Here is a 23,260-nt window from a genome sequence, read left to right as displayed (position 1 = left end):
AGGCGTGTGTGATGGTTTTCGTAGCATGTTTGACATGCATTCCTACCGTCGAATCGTGGCGCGAAGCCGCGGCGCGACGCCCATACGAGACCGGCGACGCGCGGCTGAACGGCTCGGCAGCTTCCGCTTTCGCGATCTGCCGATGATTCGAACTCCACAAATATAGAGGCCGCCCGAGGGCGGCCAACATGAAAGTCAGAATTTCAGATTTTGCGTTTCAGGCGGGCAACGCGTTCATCGGACTGACATGCTGCCGCGCTGTACTGGAAGGCTGGTCGGCTTCCCATCCCCCGCCCAGCGCCTCAATTAGGCCGACCGAAGCCGCTAGTCGCTGCGTATGAAGATTGAGATCGACGATCTCGGTATGAAGCTCCGTGGTCTGCGCGGTCACGACTTCGAGGTAGCTGACGACACCATCGCGATAGCGCGACATCGAAAGCTTCAGCGTGCGCCGCGCGGAATCGAGCGCTTCGTTTTCTCGAGCCGCCTCGTCACCCAAGTGATGTTCGAGCGCGAGATTGTCTTCGACTTGCTGGAATGCCTGCAGCACCGTCTGCTTGTATTGCGCACCGTTCTCCGCGAGCTTGGCACGTGCTTGCTGCGTGATCGCCTCGCGCCGTCCGCCGTCGAAAATCGTCGCCACGAGAGTCGGTCCGATCGACCAGATTTCATTCGGCGCCATGAGCCAAGGCGAAAACGCATCGCTTTGGTAACCTCCATCGAGTCCCAGCGAGAGGTCGGGGAAGAACGCCGCCTTAGCCACGCCGATCCTTGCGTTCGCTGCCGCCACGCGCCGCTCCGCTGCGGCGATATCGGGGCGCCGCTGCAACAGTGTGGCCGGAATGCCGGCCGGTACCGATGGCAGATACGTCGCCGCTACTGCGGGAGCAAGCGAGAAATTCGATGCCGGCACGCCGGTCAGTGTCGCGATCGTGTGCTCATACAGAGCGCGGTGCGCCTTCACGTCCTCCGCTTGCGCTTGCGCCGATTCGAGCTGCGTCTGCGCGCGCGACACATCGAGGTCCGATGCAATGCCGCCCGCGTGGCGGCTTTCGGTCAACTGCAGCGCACGCTGATAGGTGTTGATCGTATCGGTAAGCAGCCGCTGCTGTTCGTCGAGACCGCGCAGAGTGAAATAGGCGTTCGCTAAGCTCGCCTGCAAGCTGAGGCGAACCGACGCGAGATCGTCGGCGCTCGCTTGCGCTTCCGCCTTGCCCGCGGCGACTTCGTTGCGCACCTTGCCCCATAGGTCGAGGTCGTAGTTGATGCCCACATCGAGCGTATTCGAGTCGTATGCCGACGGCTCACCGCTGCCGCGCAGCGGACGGTTGTCCGATTGGCGCTCGCGCAACACTTGCGCGCCTGCGCCGATCGTCGGATACAGGCCCGAGCGCTGCTGGTCGAGATAGGCGATGGCCTCGTCGTGGCGCGCGACGGCCGCCGCCACATCCGGGTTCGCCAAAGCCACCTGCGTCTCGAGCTTGTCGAGCACGGGATCTCGATAGACGCTCCACCACGCGTCGCGCGGAATCCGGTCGGCGGGTTTCGCCAATTGCCAGTTGCCCGTTTCCTTGAATGCCGTTGGCATGGCGGTCGGCGGCACCTGATACGTCGGTGCGAACGAACAGGCGCTCGTCAATACCGTCGCCGCGAGCGCCATGCAGATACTGCGTTTAACCATGCGCTTGCTCCGCATCGCGGTGATCTGCGAGAGCGGTATCCGGCGCGGACGATGCCGCGCCGGACGCCAATCGCACCTGATCGCCCGACGCCAGCGAATCGGGCGGATTGTCGATCACGCGTTCGTCCGTGTTCAGACCCGATGCGATTTCCACCTGTGTGCCGAGGTCCGTCGCGATGCTCACGGGTTTCAGCACCGCACGGTTGTCCTTGCCGACGACGGCGACCTGCAAGCCGTTTTGCCGGAAGATCAGCGCGCTCGCGGGAATCAGCAGCGAATGCGCGTTCGTCGGCAGCGCGAAATGCACCTCCGTGTATTCGCCGGGAATCAGCAAGCCGCTGCTGTTGTCCACCGACAATTGCACCAGCAGCGTGCCCGACGACGCAGCAATCGAATCGTCGGTATCGACGAGCTTCGCGTCGAACTTCATGCCGGGACGCTCGGGCACCGTCAGCGTGGCGGTCATGCCCGGCTTGATCGCGGCCGCTTCGTCCTGCGGCACGCTCACGTAGACACGCAATTGATGCGCGTCCGATACCGTGAACAGCTCCGGCCCCGTGCCGCTGCCCGCGTCGATCAATTGGCCGACGTCGGTCTTGCGCGCGGTCACGATGCCGTCGAAGGGCGCGGTAATCCGCTTGAACGATTCGAGCGCTTCGAGGCGGCGCACATTCGCTTCGTTGGCTGCGACCGTCGCTTGCTTCGCGGCGAGATCGCCGGTCTTCTCATCGGCGGCCTGCTCGGAGACCGAGTCTTGCTGCAACATCTTCGTCCAGCGTTGCGCCGTGGTTTCCGCGAGCTTTTCCGTCGCGGTCGAGTTCGCCAAGTCGGCTTTCGCCTGTTGCAATTGCTCGTCGAGATCGGGCGTATCGATCACGCCGAGCAGCTGCCCCGCCTTCACGTGCGTGCCGATATCCGCGTACCACGCATGCAGATAGCCAGACACGCGCGCGTAGATCGGCGCGTTCACATAGGCCGCGAGATGGCCCGGCAGCACGAGCGATTGCGTCGGCGCGGTCTGGCTCGGCACGAAGGTCGTGACCGTCGGGATCGCCTCGTCGGCGGACCACGTGGTCATCTCCTGCTTCGCGTGCACGCGGCTCACGACGCCGCTCGTCACGATGCCGGCAGCCGCCAGCAACACGGCGAGGCCGGCGAGCCTCAAATGGCGCAATCGTTTCGGCGATGCGACGAGGTCGATTTCAGTTGACATGGAGGGCTCCAGAGTCTTCGGATTCGGAATGAGTTGACTCGCCCACGGCCCCGATCGCCACATCGCGCCGATGCACGAGACTGAATATGACGGGAACGAAGAGCAAGGTGGCGAACGTCGCGCAGATCAGGCCGCCGATCACCGCGCGGCCGAGCGGCGCGTTCTGCTCGCCGCCGTCGCCCATGCCGAGCGCCATCGGCAGCATGCCGATGATCATCGCGAGCGCCGTCATCAGCACGGGGCGAAAACGCGTGAAGCCCGCTTCCATCGCGGCGACGAGCGCGTTGCCGGTCACCGCCAGACGCTCGCGCGCAAAGCTCACCACGAGAATGCTGTTCGCGGTCGCCACGCCCATGCATAGGATCGCGCCCGTCAGCGCGGGCACGGAGAGCGACGTGTGCGTCGTGAACAACATCCAGACGATGCCGGCGAGCGCCGCGGGCAACGCGCTCACGATCACGAACGCGTCGCTCCACGAATGGAAGTTCACGACGATCAAGAGATAGATCAGCAGGATCGCGCCCATGAGGCCGAGCAGCAGGCCGACGAACGCGCTATTCATCGTCTGCACCTGGCCTCGCACGGTGACGGTTGAACCCTTGGGCACGTCCTTCGCAGTCGCTTTGACGATGTGGTTGATGTCCGCCGCCACGGCGCCGAGATCGCGGCCTTGCGTCGTCGCGTAGATGTCGTAGAGCGGCTCGATGTTGTAGTGCGAGACGACCGTATCGCCGACGCCGCGCGTAATCGTCGCGATGCCACCGAGGATCTGATCGGAACCGCTCTTGCCCGTCACCAGCAAGTTGTTCAGGCTCGAGAGCGATGTCATCCGGTACTGCGGCGTCTGCGCGACGATCGGATACGACACGCCATTCTTCGGATTGAGCCAGTAAGTCGGTGAAACCTGACTCGTGCCCGAAAGGCTCGCGACCACAGAGTTCGTCACGTCCTGCTCCGTAATGCCGAGCTGATCGGCGCGCGAGCGGTCGACGTGGATCGTGAACTCCGGATAGGTCGCGTCTTGCTGAATGCGCGGGTCTGCGATGCCGGAAATCATCCGCACGCGGCGCAGCAATTCCGTCGCATAGCGGCGGTTCGCATCCTGATCGGGACCGGCAACTTGCACATCCACCGGCGCGGGCGCGCCGAAGTTCAGGATCTGGCTGACGACGTCCGCAGGCAAAAATGAAAACGTCGTGCCGGGGAATTCGCGCGGCAGCTTTTCGCGCAGCGTCTTGACGTAGTCCGCAGTCGGGCTGTGATCTTCCTTCAGCGCGATCAGGATGTCGCCGTCTTGCGGGCCCGTCGTGCCGCTGTTGCTGTAGGTCAGGTTGGTGCCGCTGTTGGGCAGGCCGATGTTATCGATGATGCTCCCGAGCTGATCGGGCGGAATCGTCTGCCGCACTGCGGTCTCGATGTGATCGAACATCGCGGCGGTATCTTCGATGCGCATGCCGATCGGCGCACGAACGTGCAGCGCGATCTCACCGGAATCGATATTCGGAAAGAAGTTTCTGCCAAGCCACGGGGCGAGCAGGAACGATAGGCAGACCACCACGAGAAAGCCGCCCACGAAGCGCCTGCGATTTGTCAGCGCTAGACCCAGAAGAATCCGGTACACCGCGCGAAAGCGCTCGAAGCGCCGCTCGAATGCGCGCTGAAAATTCACGAGCGGATTGCGCGAGGGCGGCGTCGGATGGCCTCCCCCGTGCCCATGTGCATGCGCGCCGTAAGGCGACATGATCGCGGCGAGTTCGCCGGACGCGTGTCCGCCCGATGCGTGCGGGCGCAACAAATACTGCGCCAGCATCGGCACGAAAGTGCGCGACAGAATGAACGATGCAATCATCGCGAAGATCACCGCCTCGGCCATCGGCACGAACAGATAGCGTGCGATGCCGTTCAACAGCAGCATCGGCACGAACACGATGCAGATGCATAGCAGCGAGACGAACGCCGGCGTGACGATCTGCGCGGCGCCGTCGAGAATCGCGCGCTTGACGTCCTTGCCCTGCTCCAAGTGCCAATTGATGTTCTCGATCGTCACGGTCGCGTCGTCGACGAGAATGCCGACCGCGAGCGCCAAGCCGCCGAGTGTCATGACGTTGAGCGTTTCCCCCATCGCCGACAAGCCCGCAATCGCCGCGAGCACCGCCAGCGGAATCGACGAGGCGATGATCAGCGTCGAACGCCAGCTGCCGAGGAACAGCAGAATCATCAGCGACGTCAGCGCCGCCGCGATAATGCCTTCGCGCGCCACACCGCTCACCGCGCCTTTGACGAACACCGACTGGTCGCCCATCGTGACGATCTCGAGTCCCGGCGGCAGCGTCGCTTCGATACGCGGCAGCTTGGCCTTGATGCCCGCGATGACGTCGAGCGTCGAAGCCGACCCATTCTTCAAGATGCTGATCAGCACCGCGCGGTGTCCGTCGACACGCACGACGTTGGTTTGCGGCGGATAGCCGTCGCGCACGTGTGCGACGTCGCGCATGTAGATCGTCGTGCCGTCGACCGATTTGATCGGCAAGTCGTTCAACTCCTGAATCGTCAACGGACTGTTATTGAGCTTGATGTTGTATTCGAATTTGCCGATCTTTTCGGTGCCGGCCGGAATGATCTGGTTCTGCTGGGCGAGTGCGGTTGCCACGTCCTGCGCCGAGAGCTTCTTCGCTTGCAGCGCCTGCGGATCGAGATCGATCTGTACTTCACGGGTCTTGCCGCCGTATGGGTTCGGGATCGCTACGCCCGGCACGCTCAGCAATTGCGGTCGAATGAAGTTCACCGCGTAGTCGGCGAGCTTCTGTTCGTCGAGCGTGTTGCTGCTGAGTGCGAGCTGCAGCACCGGCACGGTCGACGCGTTGTAGTTGATGATCTGCGGCGGCGTCGTGCCGGGCGGCATTTGCTTGAGCACCGTCTGCGAAACCGACGTCACTTGCGCAGTGGCCGTGCGAATGTCGACCGTCGGTTGAAAGAAGATCTTCACGATGCCGTAACCGCGGAACGATTGCGATTCGATATGGGCCACGTCATTGACGGTCGTGCCGAGCGTGCGCTCGTAGTAAGTCACGATGCGCCCGGCCATGTCGTCGGGCTGAAGCCCCGCATAGCTCCAGACCACGCTGATGACCGGAATGCGAATGTCGGGAAAGATATCGGTAGGCGTGCGCAACGCGGCGAGCGGACCGGCCAGCAAGATCAGCAACGCAAGCACGATGAACGTGTAGGGCCGGGTCAAAGCCAACCGGACGATTTTCAACATCTACGACTGCTCCGTTCAGGGGCGCTCACGATGGAAGCGCAGGCTTGGATCTGCGGTATCGCCTCTCATGCGCGATACCTGAGTCAGCATTCTGAGGAGCACGGCCTAACAGCCGGCGACTAAATGGATGAAAGAAGTTTTAGCTTTTCTTAGTGCTGCGCGTGATGCTTAAGGACTTCGCGCATTGAAGCAAAGACGCGCGCCTTAGCAAGCGCGCGTCTTTCGCGGACTTCGCTTACGCGACACGTCAGCCGAACATATAGCCCGATCCGCGAATCGTGCGAATCATCGGCCGCTCGCCGGGCACATCGACCTTCTTGCGCAAGCGCCCGACGTGCACGTCGATCAAGTTCGTACCGGGATCGAAACGGCAACCCCATACGGCTTCGAAGATCATCGTGCGCGTCAGGATCTGGCCCGCGTGCCGCATCATGAACTCGAGCACGCGCAATTCGGTCGGCTGCAAGTCGAGTTCGCTTTCGCGGTATTTGACTTTGCGCCGCAGGAGATCGAGTTCCAACGCGCCTTGGCGCAAGATGGTTTCAGCTTTGGGCGTGCGCGGACGTCGACGCAACAGCACTTCCACGCGCGCGGACATCTCTTCGGAGGAAAACGGCTTCGTCAAATAGTCGTCGCCGCCGGCGCGCAAGCCCTGAATACGCTGCTCGACCTCCGACATCGCGCTCATCACCAGCACCGGCGTTTCCATGCCCACACCGCGCATCGTCGCGACGATCGTCAGACCGTCGAGATCGGGCAGGATGCGGTCGAGCGTCACCACGTCGTAGTCGCCCACCATGACTTTCGCCAAGCCCTCACGGCCCGTGTGCGCGACGTCGACCGTCAATCCGCTCGCGGTGAGCGTGCGCACGACGTCCCGCGCGATCAGCTCGTCGTCTTCTATCGTCAATACCTTTGCCATGTTTCTTCGATGCTTCTTCAGGCGACCGCACGCAACGCGACCGGCTTGTCGGGCGCACGATACTGGCTCACGGTGAAATCGATGAAGCTGCGGATTTTTCTCGGCAGGTTGCTGCGCCCCGAATAGAGAATTGAAATCTGGCGCGGCCCGCCGTTCACCTCGAACTGCTCGAGCAACGGCACGAGCGTGCCGCGCGCAATGTCATCCGCGACGAGCGGCGCGGCCAGCATGGCGATACCGATATGATTGAGCGCCGCCATGCGAACCATCGAGCTGCTCGTCGCGCTGACGCCGCGCCCGGTGCAGACGCGGTAGACGCCGTTCGCGTCGCTGAACTCCCACATGCGAGATGAGCCGTCCGACACGCACAGCAGACTATGGCCGCTCAGCGCGGACGGATCGCGCGGTGCGCCGTGCCGCGCGAGATACGTGGGCGAGGCGACCACCACTTCCTCGACGCTCGTCAAGCGGCGGCTAACCAGTGTGGAGCTGGCAAGACGCCGGTCGTCCGAGAAGCAGACGTCGAAGCCGCCTTCGACGATATCGATATGCGTGTCGTACGTCGTCACATCGAAATCGATGCGCGGGTGCAAGGCACGGTAAGACGCGAGCAACGCGCCAAGACCCGACGCGACAAACGTCATCGGCGCCGCGATTCGCAGCGTACCGCTCGGGTCGCGCGTGGCCTGAACGAGATTGGACTCCATCTCGTCGAGCTTTTCGATGATCGTGCGGCAACCGTCCAGATAGTCCTTGCCGATTTCGGTCAGCGAGAGGCTGCGCGTCGTACGATTCAGAAGGCGCATGTTCAGATGCGCTTCCAGCATGCCGACGCTGCGCGTCACTGCTGCCGCCGACATGCCTAGCTGCTTGGCGGCCAGATTGAAGCTGCCTAGATCCACCACGCGCGTGAACACCCGCATTGCTTGTAGCTGATTCATATGGTTTCCGACAAAGGAAAAGCGCAATGGCGTGCATCATGGACGATGGCGATTAAATCCCTTCTGCCAGGACCATTAAGTCTTGTTTAATTTTGTGCAATGTTCATGAACCGTCAGCTGCGTGGGTTCTGTTCGAAAGCTATCGGCACTTCTCCAAAAAAAAGCGCGAGCCAGGCTCGCGCTAAAGAGATTTGGATGAAAAAGTGCCGCTTTCGACGGCATGAGAAGTATAGGGTTCACGCGTTTAGGCGCGTTGGTTCACTCTGAAATACATTAGTGCCGGTTTCGAAATAAAGAACGACAAACTAGCGACGTTACTGCGTATTTCACCGCACGATTTTTGTTGCTCGACGGCCACATCGTTCCGTTTACCTTCGATTACGAACGTGCAGATCAAATTCGCGCTTCGCCATGCTGGACAAGCGAGAAACCTGTCAATGCGAGCGCTGTTTCTGATCCTGAAAAAGTGAATTCCGATCTTTCTCATCGGGTTTCTTCGTACGCTTTCTTAGACTCACGCCGCTAAGGCCACTCAGCGCATGGCTAAGCGTGGCTTTAGCAAAAGCTATCCTCAAGGAGTAGAACATGAAGAAACTGATTCTTATCGCCGGCCTCTCAAGTGTGTTTGCAGGCGCCGCCCATGCACAGAGCAGCGTCACGCTCTACGGCGTTCTCGATGCGGGAATCGTCTACGCGAACAACGCACACGCACCCGGCTCCGCAACGTCGGGTGGATCCTATAGTTTGGGCAGCGGGGCTGTAAGCAACACCCTGTGGGGCTTGAAAGGCAGCGAAGATCTGGGTGGCGGACTGCATGCGATCTTCAAGCTGGAAAACGGCTTCAATCTGAACAACGGCGCGCTGACGCAGTCGAACGAAATCTTCGGGCGTCAGGCGTGGGTCGGGCTGCAAAGCGATCAATACGGCACCGTTACGCTCGGCAAGCAATATGATTCCGTGGTCGACTACCTGGGCCCGCTGTCCGCGGCCGGCACGCAGTACGGCGGCAATTTGGCCTCGCATCCGTTCGACAACGACAACCTGAACGGCCAGTTCGCCATCAATAACGCGTTGAAGTACCAAAGCGCCGATTACGCCGGCTTCCACTTCGGCGGCTTGTACGGCTTCTCCAACTCGGCAGGCTCCTTTGCCGATAACCGCGCGTTCAGCGCCGGCGCTTCGTATAGCAACGGTCCGCTGAATATTGCGGCGGCTTACTTGCAGCTCGACAACCCCGGCGGGATCGGCACGAACACGGGCGGCGCCGTGAGCAGCACCGACGGCGAGGGCACCTTCTTCGGCCAGCGTCAACGCACGTACGGCGCCGGTGCGAACTATGCGTTCGGTCCGGCAACGGTCGGCTTGCTCTGGACGCACACGAAGATCGATCAGCTGTCGGGCTTGAACCAAGCCGGCAGCTTCGAATCGCTCACAGCGAACAGCCTGCGCTTCGACAACTATGAGGTCAACGCACGCTACTTCCTGACGCCGATGTTGAGCGTTGCGGGAGCCTATACGTTCACCGACGGCAAGGCCGGCACGGCCACGGGCGACACCACGCTCAAGTACCACACCTTCAACCTGCAAGGCGACTATGCGCTCAGCAAGCGCACCGACGTCTACCTGGAAGGCACCTTCCAGCGCGCTGTCGGCGCCGACGGCACCATCCTCGGCAATGCGGACATCACCGGGGTCGATCCCTCGACCACCAACAAGCAGGTGGCTGTGGCAATCGGCATGCGGCATCGCTTCTAAGCCACGTTTCAACGTGAATGCGACGCGCGTGTAAAGCGCGCGGAGCAACACGCAGGCGGCCGGCACGTCATCCCGACGTGCCGGCCGCTATTCGTTCGGCTCACGCTAAAGCAGCGATTCAGTTCGGCAGCATCGGCGCATGTTCCCGCTCGGCGGCTTCCATCGACGCCTTGGCATGGTTCGCCAGCACCTCATTGAGCTTCAAGAGACTCTCCTGCGGAATCGCAAAGCCGGCCCAGCCGAGGCCCGTATGCCGCATAAACAGCACGGCCCCATCGAACAACGGATTTCTTTCCGCATGCCAGCAGGGGTCCATCTCGATCACGTATTGATGCGTACGTGACGGCACTTTGGGCACCTCGGGCCGCATCGACGCACGAATGAAGCTGAGATGCTCGATCATCGCATCGACCTCGTCGGCCTCCAGCAACACCGAGCGGTTGTCGACACTGACGCGCACCGCATGCGCGCCGTACTCATTGACCAGTTCGATACTCATTGGGCGTGCCATCACACTGTTCCTCTCTCGATCGCGATGTGGAAATTATGGAACGCGCGGCCGGCCCGAAATGTTGCTTACTGGCGATCTTTAAATGAAGTTTTGTTTAAGTAGCGGTAACGCATCGGTAATGCAGCTGAAGCGGAAGCAGACAGCGAACCGTCAACGCCGAATGAAGCAAAGGTGAACATTTCTTCATCCTGTTGCGGCCGGAACGCCAAACGCCGCCCCTTATTGTTTGCCTCAGCGGATGAACACACGTTAAGCGTGCAGCCGCACTTTCATTTACGTTGATATGAGGTTCGATATGAAATCATTGCCTTTCATTTTTGCACTCGCCGTCGCCGCCGTTCCGGGCTGGGCTTTCGCGCAGAGCCAGGCGCCCGCCGCGCAGAATGCGGATACGCAACAAAACCAAACGCTGTCCGTCGCGCAAGTGGGCAGCGCTCAGTGGGTCTCTCCGGATGCTCCCTCCACATCAGGCCTGACTCGCGCGGATGTCTATCACGACCTCGTTCACGCCCAGCGCGACGGTCAGCTTGCTTATTTGAATTCGACGCTCTACGCCCACCACTGATTCCGCCCATGTGCGCCACACTGGGCATGTCTCCCCGCCGGCATGAGGCAGAGTTGCGCTTCGCGCCGGCGTCTCCTGCAATTCGTATGGCGCTGGCCGAGACCGCCAGCCAATAGAACGCATGCGTCCGATAAGACCAAAGACGGGGATGCAGCTCTACCGCATGATGTCGCTGCGGCTTCTCTTGGTTTATTTCCTCGTGTTCGCCGCTTTGCTGATGACGCTGCTGACGTCGATCGGCTGGATGGCGTTCAACGAGCTGACAAACGAAACCGACAGAGTTTTGACCTGGAAACTGCGTTTTTTTCGGACCATTCCCGACGCGGACTTGGCGCGCGCCATCAACAGACGGCGCGAATTCGAGCACTTGCACCAGAACTATTACGGGCTCTTCGACAAGAACGGCGTACCCGTGGCAGGCGATATGCTTGCGTTGCCGCCGCATTTGCCGCCGCGCCAAACCGGCCTCACGCTCAAACGTACGTTGACGGTCATCGCTCCCGATCCGCCCACCGTGCGCGTCATGGTCGAAATGCGCGGCGACGGCCGCACGCTGCTGGTCGCGCAGGACATGACGCATGTCTTGGAGGTTCGCGAGGCTATCGCCACCGCGCTGCTTGGCGGCGGATTGCTTTGCTTGCTGGCGAGCGGCGCTGTCGGCGTGGCGATCGGCATCCGGCAGCACCGCCGCATCAGCGCGATCCGCGAAGCCGCGCAACTCGTCGCGCGAGGCGACCTGAGCCAACGATTTCCGGTCGGTGGAAGAGACGAGATCGACATGCTGTCGCATCTCGTCAATCGCATGCTCGGCGAGATCGAGCGGCTGATGTTCGAGGTCAAAGGCGCGTGCGACGGCATCGCGCACGACCTGCGCACGCCGCTCGCGCATGTCCGCTCGCTGATCGTAAGAACGTCAGAGCACCCGCGAGTCGAGCGGGACGTGCTGCTGACCGAATTGCTCGACCAAGCCCGCTCGGAAACCGATACGTTGCTCGCGCGCTTCAAGGCCACGTTGCGCGTGGCCGAAATCGCGGGACTACAGCATCGCGGCGGATTTGAAACGATCGACCTGCAAGCGCTCGTGCTCGACGTTGCCGATCTCTACGCGCCCTTGGCGGAAAGCCGCGCCATCGCGCTGACCGTGGCCGCGAGCCCGGTTCCCGCGCTTCACGCGGATCGTGCGCTGCTGTTCGAGATGCTGGGCATCTTGATCGGCAACGCCGTCAACGTATCGCGACCGGGGGTGGAGGTCCGCATAGGATTGGCCACCACGCCGCAAGGTCCGCGCATCCAGATTCACGAAAACAGCGCCGACAGAACCTTCGCCTTTCACGCTCACGCCGCTCTCGATACACCAGCGCCGGCGGAAGACGATATGGGGCTTCATCTCAGCATTGCGTGGGCGGTCGCACGAAGCCACGATTTCGCGATCCGCGTCGATGATGCGGCGCTTGCCGCGCGCGTCACGATCGATTGCTGGCCGCAGATGTCGTTTGGCCTTTAATTAAATCTCCCCGCGCAAAGTTTCGTGAATCGATCATCAGGTCCGTGACATTGAAAGCGTGTCTGCGGCTCACTATGCTGGTTACGTAGACGACGAGATCGGCAACGCCATTCCGGTCTCTTCGCTACGGCGTTTCCAATAGGAGTCTGTTATGAATCTTCGACTAATGTGCCTGCTCGCGAGCTCACTGCTTTTTGCGAGCGCTTCAGCGCTGGCATCGAGCCCGCTGACCCCGCAGCAGTGCAACGCCTATCCGTTCGTCCAGACCACGGAACCCGTCACGCACAAAGATCTGATAAGAGAGCTTTCCTTGCTCGAATCGGTTGGCTACCGCCCAGCCACAGGCGATGACCTGGATTATCCGAACGACATCAGAAGTGCGGAGGAGCTACTGAGCGCGAAGTATCTTGCCGATTGCCGGCCGGCACAGACCGCCGCACATACGCATTCACGACTGCAATAACCGACCCGTTGGCGGCGTTCTCACCGATCTACAGCGCTGAACGCCGCCATTCGTATTCAGCACCTCATTGCGCGTCTCAATCCGCGCTAACGCCAGCGTCCCGTATCGCTTCTTAAATTGCGCTTTAGAAAAGCGACGCAATTCGTTTAATCGCGCCAATAGAATCCGCATCGCTTTCTTTAAAACGTCTAAAACTATTTTCATATTCGTACCATCAATCCGCTATCCACGGTTGACTATCCTACTCATGAACCGATCCACGAAACGCTCACTCCCCTCGTGATTCGTTCCTCGGTCCTTAAACTTGAAATTGTGAGGATAGCTAACATGAAATTCCCAATGATCGTCATTGCCATGATCGGCGCCACCGCAACCGCTTCGGCATTCGCACAATCGACTCCGGCTCCGGCCCCGCAGCAACCGCAAACGTATTCGACCGCGCAAGTAGCTTCGGCCAATGTGCCGGCCGCTGCGGTTGGCCAATGGACCCCGCCGTATGGCCAACCGGTGCAGGAAAAGACGCGCGCTCAGGTCTATCACGAACTCGTTCAAGCCGAGAAGGATGGCCAGCTCGACTACCTGAACTCGACGCTGTACTCGCACTGAGCGCCGACGGTTCCGCCGCGTTCTCGCGCGCTCGACAGACTCGCGGTGGCGGCAAAAGCCGCCGCCCCTCCTCTCCTCACTTTCATAGCGTTCCGAACCCAATGAAATGGCGTATCTGGATCAAACGTGCCGCGTTGTACGCGGGGGCGGCCACAGCAGTTGGCGTGCTGCTCGCCGGTTGCGCGGGCACGCCAACGAATACCGCAGACGGTTGTGTCGGCCCGCCCGACTTTTGCGTACCGTATTTCGGCTCATGACGAAGACGAACTAACGAAGATGCTCGTGTCATTACCTTCAGTGTGTGTGAGACGCGCCCTCTGGGACCGTGAACGTCACCGTCTTCCTGCACTCTGTGCACCCAGCGAATACGTGGTGTTGAGCGTCGACCAACTCGACCAGCATCTTGTGCTGACCCGGTGGCAGACCCGCCACGCTGATTGTATTGACGTTATTCGCTTCTACCCAACCCCAAGGCAAGTCATCGATGTGTACGTGCAGATGCCCGACTCGTGGAGAGATGTTGAGCGCGCCTGCCCCAAACACCGGCAAGATATGCACGTTCTCCACCCGATATTGGATCCAGACGATGCCGTGCGCCAGTCCTGCGGGAAGCGGCGTGGGGTCCACAATCAGTTTGGGTGGCGGCTCGTTGTCGATGGCGACGTACGGCGAGGCGACACCGGCCTCCCCTGTGCTCTGGGCGAAGGCGTTCGTGGCGAGCACGGTACCCGCCGCGACTGCGGCAAGCGTCTTGATCAGCATGTTCATTTGCGTTCTCAGTCTTTTGAGGCGCGCTGTTCTGCGCGCGATGGATGTATTTGAGCAGATGAGCGTATCCCGCTCGTGTCAGAAAGGCGGTTTTGTGTAGGCATGCGTAGCGCTTTCTGTAGATATTCCGGCTGCCAGCCGAAGCAGCGAAACAGGTCGCCGAATTTCACCGCAAGAAACGGATAGCAGCGCGATACGTCGATCGATATCGTTCATTCCAGGCGGAGCAATCCCGCTTTGCCGTTGATCAAGATCAGCAGGAGTCGAACATGTCGAAGGAAGAAGACAACAAGGCGATCGTAGGTCGGTGGTTCACGAATTTCTGGGGTGAGAAGTGCGACCTAGGTATCGTCGACGAGATCGCCGCGCCGGACATGCTGCTCAAGTATTCGCTGCACGAGCCGCGCCGTGGCCGTGAAGACATCAAGGCGTTCATGACCGATTTCCGCGCAGCTTTCCCGGACCTCAATTTCTGGGGCGCAGCCGACCTCATCGCCGAAGGCGACTATGTCGTCGGTCAATGGGAAGGCGGCGGCACGCATACGGGCCCGGCCTTCAGCGACTTTCTCGCTGGATCGCTGCCGGCGGCGACGGGACGCAAGATGCGATTCACCGGCACCACAGTGCTACGCCTGAAGGACGGCCGAATTGTCGAAGAGCTCGGTCTCGATGACGGTGTGACGGCTCTCACGCAACTGGGATTGATCAAGACGGTCTGAGTGCGGCTATCGGGCGACCCTTGCTGGGTCGCCCAACGCCAACCTTTTGATCGTTGCTGAATCCCGACGGCCCATCTTTGAATGGAGTCGAATCATGTTGCCACTCCTCTCGCTTCATGCTCTTGCAGCCCAACGCGGTGATGGGTTGCGTCCCGAGCTTCTCGCTTTGTTTCAACGCCACGCCAGATCGGAAACCGGCCTCAGCGTTGCCATCGAGCCGGACGAAACAAAAGTCCCTTGCGAGATCCCGGCTGTCGTTCCAAATGCCTCTACGAATAAGGACTCTCCCGCTGGGTGACATTGGACAAGCGAAGGTACTGAAACCAGCTAGATACGCGACGCCAGAAGTCGGATGCCGGCGATCCCGAAGACTACGGCCAGGCATCCTTCCATGGCGCGACGCGTCCGCACGTACAACCTGCGAGCCGAGTCCGTCGAAAACAGTACTGCATAACTGCCGAACACCAGACATCCGATTGCCGCACAGCCCGCAACTAAAGCACTATGCGCAGGCCCCGTGCTGTTCGACGATAGAGCAACAATTGAAACCCACACGAGGATGGCTTTGGGATTGGTGAGATGGAGCATCAATCCACGGGAGTAGACGCTCGTCAATGTCGGTGTTCGTTCCACGTTCAATACAGATGCAGCTGTAGTCGCAAGCGCATTGCGTCCGGATTTGAAGGCCAGCCACAAGAGATACAGACCACCAAAAATCTTGACTGCAATGATGAACTGCGAATAAGCGATCAGAGCAGCCGACACGCCCAGCGTTGCCACCGTCGCCCAAAACATCGACCCAGAGATGACACCGAGTGCGAACATCAACGCTGCTTTCCGGCCATGACTGGCTGCTATGGAAATAATTGCAAGGTTGCTCGGCCCTGGACTCGCGGTGCCAACGAAATACGCTGCATAGGCAAGCAACAGGTTGGCCGAGAAGTAAGCGTTTCCAGTCATGTTTTGGCTCCAGCAACAAAAGGTCGGTTGATCATCGGGCTTTGGTGAAGCGGGCGGAAGTGGCAATGTTGCCATCTTTCGCGGAATATCAGACATACGAACCGGTGTGCGTCGAACGAGGAACGCTCCGACGCATTCGCATCGGAGCGCTTCGCGCTTTAGGCGCGCAAGGGCCTTAACCCCGTGCGCACTTCGTTCGCGAAGATCATCGGCTCTTCCCATGCCGCGAAGTGCCCGCCCGTTTCGGGTTTGTTGAAGTAAATCAGGTTGTGATAGGCCTTTTCGGTCCAGCTCTTCGGCGCCTGGTAGTTTTCGCCCGGAAACGCGCTGACGGCGGCAGGCACGTTGACGTCGGCCGCGAGGAAGAAATTCGCGTGCGACTCCCAATAGAAGCGCGCCGCCGAGATACCGGTGTTGGTCAGCCAGTAAAGCGTGATGTCGTCGAGCACGTCGTCTCGCGTCAGCGCGCCTGATGAATGACCGTTGACGGGATGACCGAGCACGGCAGCACTCAACGCCGCCGCGGGCTGGCCGTAGCCGTCGCCGTGGTCGAGGAGCCACGATGCAAGGGCGACGGGCGAGTCGGCGAGTCCGTACAGCGTCTGCGGGCGCGTGCCCATTTCGAAAGCGTAGCCGCGCTTCTTCTTGAAGTTCGCGCTCAATTGGTCATACGCGTGCTGTTCCTCGTCCGATAAACCGGCAGGCATCGGATCGCCCGCCGCCAGCGACTTCAGAATCTCGGCCGGAACCGACGCAGGGAAGTTCACGTGAATGCCGATCAATTCGGGCGGCGCCTGTTTGGCCATGATGTTCGTGACAATGCCGCCGAGATCGCCGCCCTGCGAAGCAAAGCGCTCGTAGCCGAGGCGCTTCATCAACGTGACCCACGCGCGCGCGGTGCGTTCCGGTCCCCAGCCTGTCGTGGTCGGTCTCGCCGAAAAGCCGTAGCCCGGCAACGACGGAATCACGAGATGGAACGCATCGGAAGCCGGTGCGCCGTACGCGGTCGGATTGACGAGCGGGTCGATGATCTTGAATTGCTCGATGACGGAGCCGGGCCAGCCATGCGTCACGATCAACGGCATCGCGTTTTCGTGCTTCGAACGCACATGGATGAAATGGATGTCGAGGCCGTCGACCTCGGTGATGAACTGCGGATACGAATTCAGCCGCGCTTCGCATTTGCGCCAGTCGTAGCCGGTCGCCCAGTATTGTGCGAGCCCCTGGATGGTGGCGAGCTGAATGCCTTGCGATTCGTCGGGCACTGTCTCGCGATCCGGCCAGCGCGTGGCCTTGATGCGGCGCCGCATGTCGACGAGCTGTGCTTCGGGAACGTGAACGCGGAACGGCCGAATCGCCGTTTTGTCGCCGTTCGCGGGTTCGGTGATCGTGCCGATTGCCGGACTCGTTTCCGCGAAGGCGAGCCGGCTCAGCGAGCCTGCCGCGAGCGCCGCGGCGGCGATACCGACGAAGTTCCGGCGCGATGAGGATTGGGGCGTGTCTTGTGACATGGGATCGGGTCTCCTGCCTTGGATCAGCGTGTTGCGTTGGGCGTGAAGTCGGCGATGTGCAGCTTCACGAAGTCATACATGCTCATGGGTTTGCGGCCCGTGAGTTCGAACAGGTCGTTCGTCATGCGGTCGTATCGTCCCTGAACGTGCAGGTCGGCCATCACGGCCAGATGAGCGACGACGTGAGCGGGAATGCCGAGTTCGCGCAATTTGTCCGACCACGGCGCGACAGGCACATTCCGGTATCGGATGGGCCGGCCGAGCGCGTCCGAAAAGACGCGCGCGGCCTGCTCCAGATCGGTTGATTCGAGGCCCGTCAGGTTATAGATCTTGCCGAGATGCGGCGCCGGGTCTTCGAGAATCACCGATACCGCATCCGCAACGTCAACGGCTGAAATCGGCGACGTCTTGCTGTTGCCGAGCGGCAGCGCGAGTTCGTCGTTGTCGCGCACGCCGGCTGCGCCAAGCGTCAGGAAGAAGCTCTCGAGAAATGCCGTGGGCCGTACCGTGACGACGGGCAGCCCCGACCACTGCAGAACCTGCTCGGCAAGCCAGTGCAGCTTATGCTGGGGGCTGTCGGTCGTCTCCGTGATGCTCATTTCCGTGACCGTCATCTGCGACATGTTCACGATGGCGTCGACGCCATGATGACGCGCCACGGCAGCAAAATTGACGGTTGCTTCGAGATAGGCCGCGGAGACGGACATGCCGAAATAGATGCGCGTGCAACCTTCGATCGCGCGGTGCATCGCGGCGAGATCGGTCAGATCGCCGACTACGACTTCGGCGCCAAGGCGGCGCAGCTCGTCGGCGCGTTCGTCTTCTGTCCGGACGAGCGCCCGCACTTTATAGCCCTTCGCAAGCAATGACGTTGTCACGTTGCGGCCAATTCCACCAATCGCGCCTCCGGCGCCCGTCACAAGAATGGGCCCATCATTGGCAGGTTTCGTTGTCATATCACATACCTTTCAAGGAGAGACTTCACTTTATTTATGCATGCATATACACGTTTATGAATGAAGATGTGCGCGTGCATACGTCGATCAACGCGACAATCGAATCATCATTCGCGGGCGCCTTGCAGAAAGCCGAGCATCGTCTTCGTCACCAGTTCGGGCTGCTCCTCCTGGATAAAGTGCCCGCTGTTCTCGACGTCGACGGCGCTCATATTGGCCGCCTTTTCTCCGACGACCTTTTTCATCCATTTGTATGCGGGGCCGCCCATCACGAGAACGGGCATTTGCAACTGGCCGTAATTCTTGTTGTCGCTGATGTCCTGAGGGAAGGCCTGATACCACGCGTTGCCCGCACGGATCGCGGCGGCGCTGTTATAGGCGTGCTCGTACACGGCGCGGTCGCGCGCGTCGACTGCATTCTCATTCACAAGAAAGTAGTGGAAGAGCCAGTCCTGTTCAAGCCGGACGCGGCCTGCCAGCAGCTGCTCCGGCAATCCTCTGACCTGATTGAACGCGAACCACCACAGATTCGGTCGCGCCGAACCCAGCTTGTCACCGTATGCGCCTTGGGCGGGCAGCAGCGGAAACGTCTGCAGACTATCGTCGGGATGCGGAAACTCCATCATCACCAGCTTGTCGGTGGCTTCCGGATAGTTCTCCGCGTAGGCGAACGCCACAGCCGAGCCGATGTCGTGTCCCGCGATCGCAACCTTGTCGTATCCAAGCGATTGCGTCAGTTCATGGATATCGGCGGCCATCGTTTTCTTGTCATAGCCGTCAGCGGGTTTCGACGACGCGCCCATGCCGCGCAGATCCACCACGATCACGGTGTAATGCTCGGCGAGCGCCGGCATGATCTTGTGGAAGGTCCACCACGTTTCGGGCCAACCGGGCAGCAACACGAGCGGCTCGCCCTTGCCGCCGGCCACATAGTGCAGCCGTACGCCATTCACGGTTGCATAACCATTTCTAAAGCCGGGCAGCGACTTCACCAGCGTACTGTCCGAGACGTCGGTCTTTGCGGCCGCGGGTTTGCGCGCATGCGTTGCGACGGGTGCATCCGTAGCGGACGTCTGCGTGTAGCCGGGCGAGGCGGCCGCCATCAGCGCCGCAACGGCGAGGCTCGCGCAGCCGGTCCTGATCATTGCTTTCAAAACAAATCCTCCTTCGATAGAGAGACAAATCGAAGTTCGCAGGTCACGCAGCTTGGGGGCGCAGATCGTCGGCAAGTTGGCTGTTCGCGACCGTCGGGTGCGAAGCGCGGTCGTGAACATGCGCGGTCGGCGTACGGTCGATCATCAGACTCAGCAATTCGGGGCGGTTGTAGTGGCCGGCCGAGTCCATCAGCATCTTGCGGCGGTCGATGTGCGTGAAGTCGAGATCGACGATCACTTCGCCTTCACCCGAGCGCAGCGGTTTGGCCATCAGCATGCCGTCAGGCGAGACGATCGTGGTGAAGCATCCGCCCGAGATCGGACCGATTCCACAGCCGGTATCTTTCATGATTTGCGCCTGCTGGTCCGCGTCCAGCCACGCCGTCGCATTGACGACGAACGCGCCGGATTCGAGCGCATGCTGGCGGATGTTGATTTCCATGCGCTGGGCAAAGCCTTCGCCAAAAGCGGAACCCGGGTACATCGCCGAATGGATCTGCTCGCCGTCGGCGATCATCGCGTAGCGCGCGAGCGGGTTGTTGTGCTCGAAGCAGGCGAGCTGGCCGATGCGGCCGACTGCGCTGTCGACTGCACGCAAGCCCGAGCCATCCCCCTGGCCCCAGATCATGCGTTCGAAATGCGTCGGCGTGATCTTGCGGCGGCGCTGGATCAGCGACCCGTCGGCATCGAAGAGCAATTGTGTGTTGTACAGCGTGCCGCCATCGCGCTCATTGACGCCGATGGAAACGACCATGCCGGCTTTTCGCGCGGCTTCGCCGATCGCGTCGGTAGCGGCGGACGGCACCGTCACAGCCTGTTCGAGCAGGCGCAGATGTTCGGCGCCGGACAGAAGCTCGATACCCGTCTGGACGGCCGCAAAGTACGGGTAATACGGCACGACCGTTTCGGGGAAGGTGGCGAACTGCACGCCTTTCTGGCCGAGTTCGTGGATCTTCTGCACGACCTTGGCGACGGTGGCTTCACGGCTATAGAGCACCGGGCTGAACTGGACGGCGGCGGCTTTGACGACTTTCACGACAGACTCCTAGATGAGGGGGCGGGGTACCAGGCGTCGGTCAATCATGCATATGCACTATTTCGGTAAGCCCAGTTTTTGCGGTGCGGTGCTTTGCTCGCGATGGGCGTATTTGAGCGGATGAACGTATCTCGCTCGTGTCCGAAAAGTCGGTTGTGTGTAAGCGCGCGTATCTCTATCTGTTGCAGATACGTTGAGATACAAAAGACTAGCCTTCTATATTCTCCGCCGCGGCGCGCGAGAACCGCATTTGATATTCACTCGGCGACAACCCGGTCTTGCGCTTGAACAATTGCCGAAATGTGCTGATGTCGCCATACCCGACCCGCTGACTCACCGCCTCAAGCCCTATTGGGCGCGTTTCCAGCAACCTTTTCGCGACCTCGATGCGCAGATTCTGCAGATAGGTCAACGGTGCGAGCCCGACCGCTTCCTTGAAACGGCGATTGAGCGTGCGTTCGCTGACAGCAAGCGACGCCGCCAGATCGCTCAACCGGAATCCCTGCTGCAACGTCGCCTCCATCTGCTGCTGAGCGCGCGCGACGAGCGTGTCGGTATGCCCATGTTCGTCGAGCAGCGTTGCAAAGGAAGCCTGCGACGTCCGGTTCATGTCGATCAACAGCGCCTTCGCGGTCATCGCGGCGAGTTCTTCGCCGGCGAACGTTTCGACGATCCGCACCGCGAGATTCAGATACGACGTCACGGAACCGCCCGAGATGATGCCGTCTTGCGCGATCAGCAGTTCCTGTGCGCGAACTTCGACACGCGGATAGCGGCGCGCGAAGTCCGCGGCTCTCGCCCAGTGCGTCGTTGCGGCGCGTCCATCCAGCAGGCCCGCCTCGGCGAGCAGGTAGTTGGCCGTGCAATAAGCCGCCAGCACGGCGCCTGCCTTGCGTTGACGCCGCAGCGCGGATGACAGCGCGTTCAACTGCTCGCGGTGCCCGATGAACTCGTCGATGTTCGAGAAAAACGGCGCCGTCAGCAGAACGGCGTCTGCCCGTTTGCGCGGGTCGATCTTGCCGTCGACGTGAATAGTCTGGCCCGACGCAGCCGTGACGGGTTGCCCGTCGAGAGATTCCACGCGCCATGCAAACGCGGGCGCAGATGTCGTGCCCGGTGCAGCCTTGCGCGCTTGGAACTGATTGGCCGCGCTGAAGACGTCAACCGGTCCCGCGACGCCGGATGCGAGGATCCCGTCATAGACCCAGATGCGGACGATGGTCATAGCGTGTCTGAAATTCCTTGAATAATGGCGATGCTGCCACTTCCGGCCGCACGAGTAAACCCCGATCATCGCCACATCCAATCATCTGTAAGCAGGAGCAGCACCATGCCAATGATCGATGCGCTGTGGCCCGAAGACGCCTTGACGCCCGAGGCGGAGGCCGTTCTGATCAACGAACTCACCGACATTTTGATCAAGGCCGAAGGCTATGATCCGGCCAATCCGATCGCACGCGCCGTGACCGTGCTTCACCTTCATCGCCCGGCGGCCATCTACGTCGGCGGCGAACGTACGCAGGCCAAACGCTACCGGATCATCCCATCCGCGCCCGAAGGGCAATACACCGACGAATCGCGCCGCGCGCTGGTCAAAGCCGTGACCGAAGCGGTCTCCCGTGCCGAGAGCCGGCCGTTCGACGAAGTCGCTCCGCGCGTCTGGGTCTTCCCGACCGAGATTCCGGACGGCACGTGGGGCAGCCGCGGCGCGATCTACACGCTGCCCGACATTCACGCGCTGCTAGCCGGCGAAGCCGAACGAGCCGAAGGCGAAGAACGCCTCGCGCGACGCCGCCGCGAAAAGGCGCGCATCACACTCGAAGCCGCGCTCGATGCGGCTAGCGCAGGCATGACGAGCAATCCGTCACAGGAGCGCCCAGCATGAAATTCAACGACACGGCCCCCGTGCTGGCGCCCGCAGGCGGTCCGCCGCTTTGGCTCGCGAGGCTCGCCGAAAACGCGACGCTCGAAGCCACCGTCCTGAAGCGTCCGATCGAGGGACGCGCCGATATTCTCTCGGTGATCAAACACGCGGTCTCGCTCTACGAATTCCAGCATCACAGCTACAAGGGAGAAATCGGCAACGGTTTGTACCTGGAATCCTATCGGTCGCAGATCCAGGGCGTGCCGATCGAAACGGTGGTCGTCGCGCATCTGAACGAACAGGGCGAGACCGATTCCGTGGTCATCAATCATCGCCCGCTCAACGCAGCGCTGCTGTTTTCGAAGCGGATGTGGGAATGCGTCGATGAGCGCTTCCGCGATCGCTATCTGACGGGACCCGAAGCCGCAGCGCTGAATACGACGTCGCTGAACGTTGAATGAAACGCTTTCTTCTTAGATTGACAACAGCCTCTGTGCTGTTCGCTTCTGCTGGAGTTTCCATGTCGCAAACCACTCCGATGCCAGCCACGCCAACCACGAAGATATTGGCGATTGGCACCTTTCCGCCGGGCACGGACATGCAACGTGTCCAAACCATTCTTCCGACCGAAGTTCGCGAGACGGCGCAGCTCTACCTCGAGGGCAAGCTTGACCAGTGGTATTCACTGCAAGACCGGGCCGGGGTGGCGTTCATCCTGAACGTTACGGACGTCGATCAAGCGCATGAAATGCTCGAGGCGCTTCCCTTGGGGAAAGCGCACTTAATGACATTCTCGCTCCTCCCAATCGGCCCACTGAAGCCGCTGAGCAAGCTTTTGAATCCCCCCTCCGCCCAGTAGAAAGCGCTAA

22 protein-coding genes are annotated in these 23,260 nt (G+C 60.9%); 9 read left to right on the top strand and 13 right to left on the bottom strand.

Going from position 1 to position 23,260, the window contains the following annotated elements; all coding sequences use genetic code 11:
- Positions 1-217: 217 nt before the first annotated feature.
- The 5 genes from AAHK20_RS14030 to AAHK20_RS14010 all read right to left on the bottom strand — a co-directional run bounded on the left by AAHK20_RS14030 (position 218) and on the right by AAHK20_RS14010 (position 8,019).
- Positions 218-1,681: an efflux transporter outer membrane subunit gene (locus tag AAHK20_RS14030; RefSeq protein ID WP_449182064.1), complete on the bottom strand. Its 1,464-nt coding sequence runs from the start codon at positions 1,679-1,681 to the stop codon at positions 218-220.
- On the bottom strand, positions 1,674-2,894 hold the full coding sequence (locus tag AAHK20_RS14025) for an efflux RND transporter periplasmic adaptor subunit (RefSeq protein WP_449182063.1): 1,221 nt from the start codon (positions 2,892-2,894) through the stop codon (positions 1,674-1,676). Before AAHK20_RS14025 ends, AAHK20_RS14030 begins: the two co-directional genes overlap by 8 nt.
- Positions 2,884-6,156 carry an efflux RND transporter permease subunit gene (locus AAHK20_RS14020; RefSeq protein ID WP_449182062.1) on the bottom strand — a complete coding sequence of 1,091 codons (3,273 nt, stop codon included), beginning with the start codon at positions 6,154-6,156 and terminating at the stop codon, positions 2,884-2,886. Before AAHK20_RS14020 ends, AAHK20_RS14025 begins: the two co-directional genes overlap by 11 nt.
- 247 nt (positions 6,157-6,403) lie before the next feature.
- Entirely contained in the window at positions 6,404-7,078 is a 675-nt protein-coding gene (locus AAHK20_RS14015) for a response regulator transcription factor (RefSeq protein WP_449182061.1), read from the bottom strand.
- A gap of 17 nt (positions 7,079-7,095) precedes the next feature.
- On the bottom strand, positions 7,096-8,019 hold the full coding sequence (locus AAHK20_RS14010; RefSeq protein ID WP_449182060.1) for a LysR family transcriptional regulator: 924 nt from the start codon (positions 8,017-8,019) through the stop codon (positions 7,096-7,098).
- Positions 8,020-8,604: 585 nt separating this feature from the next.
- Between AAHK20_RS14010 and AAHK20_RS14005 the strand changes: the two genes are divergently transcribed.
- Entirely contained in the window at positions 8,605-9,774 is a 1,170-nt protein-coding gene (locus AAHK20_RS14005) for a porin (protein ID WP_449182059.1), read from the top strand.
- A 118-nt stretch (positions 9,775-9,892) separates the two neighbouring features.
- Here AAHK20_RS14005 and AAHK20_RS14000 read toward each other — a convergent pair whose 3' ends face one another.
- Entirely contained in the window at positions 9,893-10,285 is a 393-nt protein-coding gene (locus tag AAHK20_RS14000; protein ID WP_449182058.1) for a hypothetical protein, read from the bottom strand.
- Between the two features lie 295 nt (positions 10,286-10,580).
- Here AAHK20_RS14000 and AAHK20_RS13995 point away from each other — a divergent pair, with 295 nt between their 5' ends.
- From AAHK20_RS13995 to AAHK20_RS13980, 4 genes are all read left to right on the top strand, one after another.
- Positions 10,581-10,850 (top strand): DUF4148 domain-containing protein, encoded by a 270-nt coding sequence (locus AAHK20_RS13995; protein ID WP_449182057.1) that lies wholly within the window; start codon positions 10,581-10,583, stop codon positions 10,848-10,850.
- Between the two features lie 148 nt (positions 10,851-10,998).
- Positions 10,999-12,354, top strand: a complete 1,356-nt coding sequence (locus tag AAHK20_RS13990) for a HAMP domain-containing protein (RefSeq protein ID WP_449182056.1) — start codon at positions 10,999-11,001, stop codon at positions 12,352-12,354.
- Positions 12,355-12,505: 151 nt separating this feature from the next.
- Positions 12,506-12,817 carry a DUF4148 domain-containing protein gene (locus AAHK20_RS13985; protein WP_449182055.1) on the top strand — a complete coding sequence of 104 codons (312 nt, stop codon included), beginning with the start codon at positions 12,506-12,508 and terminating at the stop codon, positions 12,815-12,817.
- A 327-nt stretch (positions 12,818-13,144) separates the two neighbouring features.
- Positions 13,145-13,423: a DUF4148 domain-containing protein gene (locus tag AAHK20_RS13980; protein WP_449182054.1), complete on the top strand. Its 279-nt coding sequence runs from the start codon at positions 13,145-13,147 to the stop codon at positions 13,421-13,423.
- A gap of 294 nt (positions 13,424-13,717) precedes the next feature.
- Here the strand turns inward: AAHK20_RS13980 and AAHK20_RS13975 are convergent, their stop codons facing one another.
- Positions 13,718-14,191, bottom strand: a complete 474-nt coding sequence (locus tag AAHK20_RS13975) for a DUF6130 family protein (RefSeq protein ID WP_449182053.1) — start codon at positions 14,189-14,191, stop codon at positions 13,718-13,720.
- Between the two features lie 269 nt (positions 14,192-14,460).
- Here AAHK20_RS13975 and AAHK20_RS13970 point away from each other — a divergent pair, with 269 nt between their 5' ends.
- A complete protein-coding gene (locus AAHK20_RS13970) occupies positions 14,461-14,910 on the top strand; it encodes an ester cyclase (RefSeq protein WP_449182052.1) in 450 nt (149 codons plus the stop codon).
- Positions 14,911-15,237: 327 nt separating this feature from the next.
- Here AAHK20_RS13970 and AAHK20_RS13965 read toward each other — a convergent pair whose 3' ends face one another.
- The 6 genes from AAHK20_RS13965 to AAHK20_RS13940 all read right to left on the bottom strand — a co-directional run bounded on the left by AAHK20_RS13965 (position 15,238) and on the right by AAHK20_RS13940 (position 21,752).
- On the bottom strand, positions 15,238-15,870 hold the full coding sequence (locus AAHK20_RS13965) for a LysE family translocator (protein WP_449182051.1): 633 nt from the start codon (positions 15,868-15,870) through the stop codon (positions 15,238-15,240).
- Positions 15,871-16,028: 158 nt separating this feature from the next.
- Positions 16,029-17,381 (bottom strand): epoxide hydrolase family protein, encoded by a 1,353-nt coding sequence (locus AAHK20_RS13960; RefSeq protein WP_449182050.1) that lies wholly within the window; start codon positions 17,379-17,381, stop codon positions 16,029-16,031.
- A gap of 23 nt (positions 17,382-17,404) precedes the next feature.
- Positions 17,405-18,337: an NmrA family NAD(P)-binding protein gene (locus AAHK20_RS13955; protein WP_449182049.1), complete on the bottom strand. Its 933-nt coding sequence runs from the start codon at positions 18,335-18,337 to the stop codon at positions 17,405-17,407.
- A gap of 107 nt (positions 18,338-18,444) precedes the next feature.
- Entirely contained in the window at positions 18,445-19,482 is a 1,038-nt protein-coding gene (locus tag AAHK20_RS13950) for an alpha/beta fold hydrolase (RefSeq protein WP_449182228.1), read from the bottom strand.
- Positions 19,483-19,534: 52 nt separating this feature from the next.
- Positions 19,535-20,527, bottom strand: coding sequence for a carbon-nitrogen hydrolase family protein (locus tag AAHK20_RS13945; RefSeq protein ID WP_449182048.1), 993 nt, complete (start codon positions 20,525-20,527; stop codon positions 19,535-19,537).
- A gap of 208 nt (positions 20,528-20,735) precedes the next feature.
- The gene (locus AAHK20_RS13940) at positions 20,736-21,752 is read right to left on the bottom strand and encodes a GlxA family transcriptional regulator (protein ID WP_449182047.1); all 1,017 of its coding nucleotides are present in this window, start codon (positions 21,750-21,752) and stop codon (positions 20,736-20,738) included.
- Positions 21,753-21,857: 105 nt separating this feature from the next.
- Between AAHK20_RS13940 and AAHK20_RS13935 the strand changes: the two genes are divergently transcribed.
- From AAHK20_RS13935 to AAHK20_RS13925, 3 genes are read left to right on the top strand one after another with little or no spacing between them, the layout of a single operon-like run.
- Positions 21,858-22,412 (top strand): tautomerase family protein, encoded by a 555-nt coding sequence (locus AAHK20_RS13935; RefSeq protein ID WP_449182046.1) that lies wholly within the window; start codon positions 21,858-21,860, stop codon positions 22,410-22,412.
- Entirely contained in the window at positions 22,409-22,852 is a 444-nt protein-coding gene (locus tag AAHK20_RS13930; protein WP_449182045.1) for a hypothetical protein, read from the top strand. The genes AAHK20_RS13935 and AAHK20_RS13930 overlap by 4 nt, the downstream gene beginning before the upstream one ends.
- Positions 22,849-23,250, top strand: coding sequence for a muconolactone Delta-isomerase family protein (locus AAHK20_RS13925; RefSeq protein ID WP_449182044.1), 402 nt, complete (start codon positions 22,849-22,851; stop codon positions 23,248-23,250). Before AAHK20_RS13930 ends, AAHK20_RS13925 begins: the two co-directional genes overlap by 4 nt.
- Positions 23,251-23,260 lie beyond the last annotated feature (10 nt).

This window comes from Trinickia camelliae, from assembly GCF_053525655.1.
Note: the sequence above shows the minus strand (reverse complement) of the source record. Positions and strands in the feature narration are given on the sequence as shown.

What these genes read in the sequence shown, in the direction of transcription:
- AAHK20_RS14030 (WP_449182064.1), bottom strand. Translation starts at nt 1,681, where the DNA reads ATGGTTAAACGCAGTATCTGCATGGCGCTCGCGGCGACGGTATTGACG.
- AAHK20_RS14025 (WP_449182063.1), bottom strand. Translation starts at nt 2,894, where the DNA reads ATGTCAACTGAAATCGACCTCGTCGCATCGCCGAAACGATTGCGCCAT.
- AAHK20_RS14020 (WP_449182062.1), bottom strand. Translation starts at nt 6,156, where the DNA reads ATGTTGAAAATCGTCCGGTTGGCTTTGACCCGGCCCTACACGTTCATC.
- AAHK20_RS14015 (WP_449182061.1), bottom strand. Translation starts at nt 7,078, where the DNA reads ATGGCAAAGGTATTGACGATAGAAGACGACGAGCTGATCGCGCGGGAC.
- AAHK20_RS14010 (WP_449182060.1), bottom strand. Translation starts at nt 8,019, where the DNA reads ATGAATCAGCTACAAGCAATGCGGGTGTTCACGCGCGTGGTGGATCTA.
- AAHK20_RS14005 (WP_449182059.1), top strand. Translation starts at nt 8,605, where the DNA reads ATGAAGAAACTGATTCTTATCGCCGGCCTCTCAAGTGTGTTTGCAGGC.
- AAHK20_RS14000 (WP_449182058.1), bottom strand. Translation starts at nt 10,285, where the DNA reads ATGGCACGCCCAATGAGTATCGAACTGGTCAATGAGTACGGCGCGCAT.
- AAHK20_RS13995 (WP_449182057.1), top strand. Translation starts at nt 10,581, where the DNA reads ATGAAATCATTGCCTTTCATTTTTGCACTCGCCGTCGCCGCCGTTCCG.
- AAHK20_RS13990 (WP_449182056.1), top strand. Translation starts at nt 10,999, where the DNA reads ATGCAGCTCTACCGCATGATGTCGCTGCGGCTTCTCTTGGTTTATTTC.
- AAHK20_RS13985 (WP_449182055.1), top strand. Translation starts at nt 12,506, where the DNA reads ATGAATCTTCGACTAATGTGCCTGCTCGCGAGCTCACTGCTTTTTGCG.
- AAHK20_RS13980 (WP_449182054.1), top strand. Translation starts at nt 13,145, where the DNA reads ATGAAATTCCCAATGATCGTCATTGCCATGATCGGCGCCACCGCAACC.
- AAHK20_RS13975 (WP_449182053.1), bottom strand. Translation starts at nt 14,191, where the DNA reads ATGAACATGCTGATCAAGACGCTTGCCGCAGTCGCGGCGGGTACCGTG.
- AAHK20_RS13970 (WP_449182052.1), top strand. Translation starts at nt 14,461, where the DNA reads ATGTCGAAGGAAGAAGACAACAAGGCGATCGTAGGTCGGTGGTTCACG.
- AAHK20_RS13965 (WP_449182051.1), bottom strand. Translation starts at nt 15,870, where the DNA reads ATGACTGGAAACGCTTACTTCTCGGCCAACCTGTTGCTTGCCTATGCA.
- AAHK20_RS13960 (WP_449182050.1), bottom strand. Translation starts at nt 17,381, where the DNA reads ATGTCACAAGACACGCCCCAATCCTCATCGCGCCGGAACTTCGTCGGT.
- AAHK20_RS13955 (WP_449182049.1), bottom strand. Translation starts at nt 18,337, where the DNA reads ATGACAACGAAACCTGCCAATGATGGGCCCATTCTTGTGACGGGCGCC.
- AAHK20_RS13950 (WP_449182228.1), bottom strand. Translation starts at nt 19,482, where the DNA reads ATGATCAGGACCGGCTGCGCGAGCCTCGCCGTTGCGGCGCTGATGGCG.
- AAHK20_RS13940 (WP_449182047.1), bottom strand. Translation starts at nt 21,752, where the DNA reads ATGACCATCGTCCGCATCTGGGTCTATGACGGGATCCTCGCATCCGGC.
- AAHK20_RS13935 (WP_449182046.1), top strand. Translation starts at nt 21,858, where the DNA reads ATGCCAATGATCGATGCGCTGTGGCCCGAAGACGCCTTGACGCCCGAG.
- AAHK20_RS13930 (WP_449182045.1), top strand. Translation starts at nt 22,409, where the DNA reads ATGAAATTCAACGACACGGCCCCCGTGCTGGCGCCCGCAGGCGGTCCG.
- AAHK20_RS13925 (WP_449182044.1), top strand. Translation starts at nt 22,849, where the DNA reads ATGAAACGCTTTCTTCTTAGATTGACAACAGCCTCTGTGCTGTTCGCT.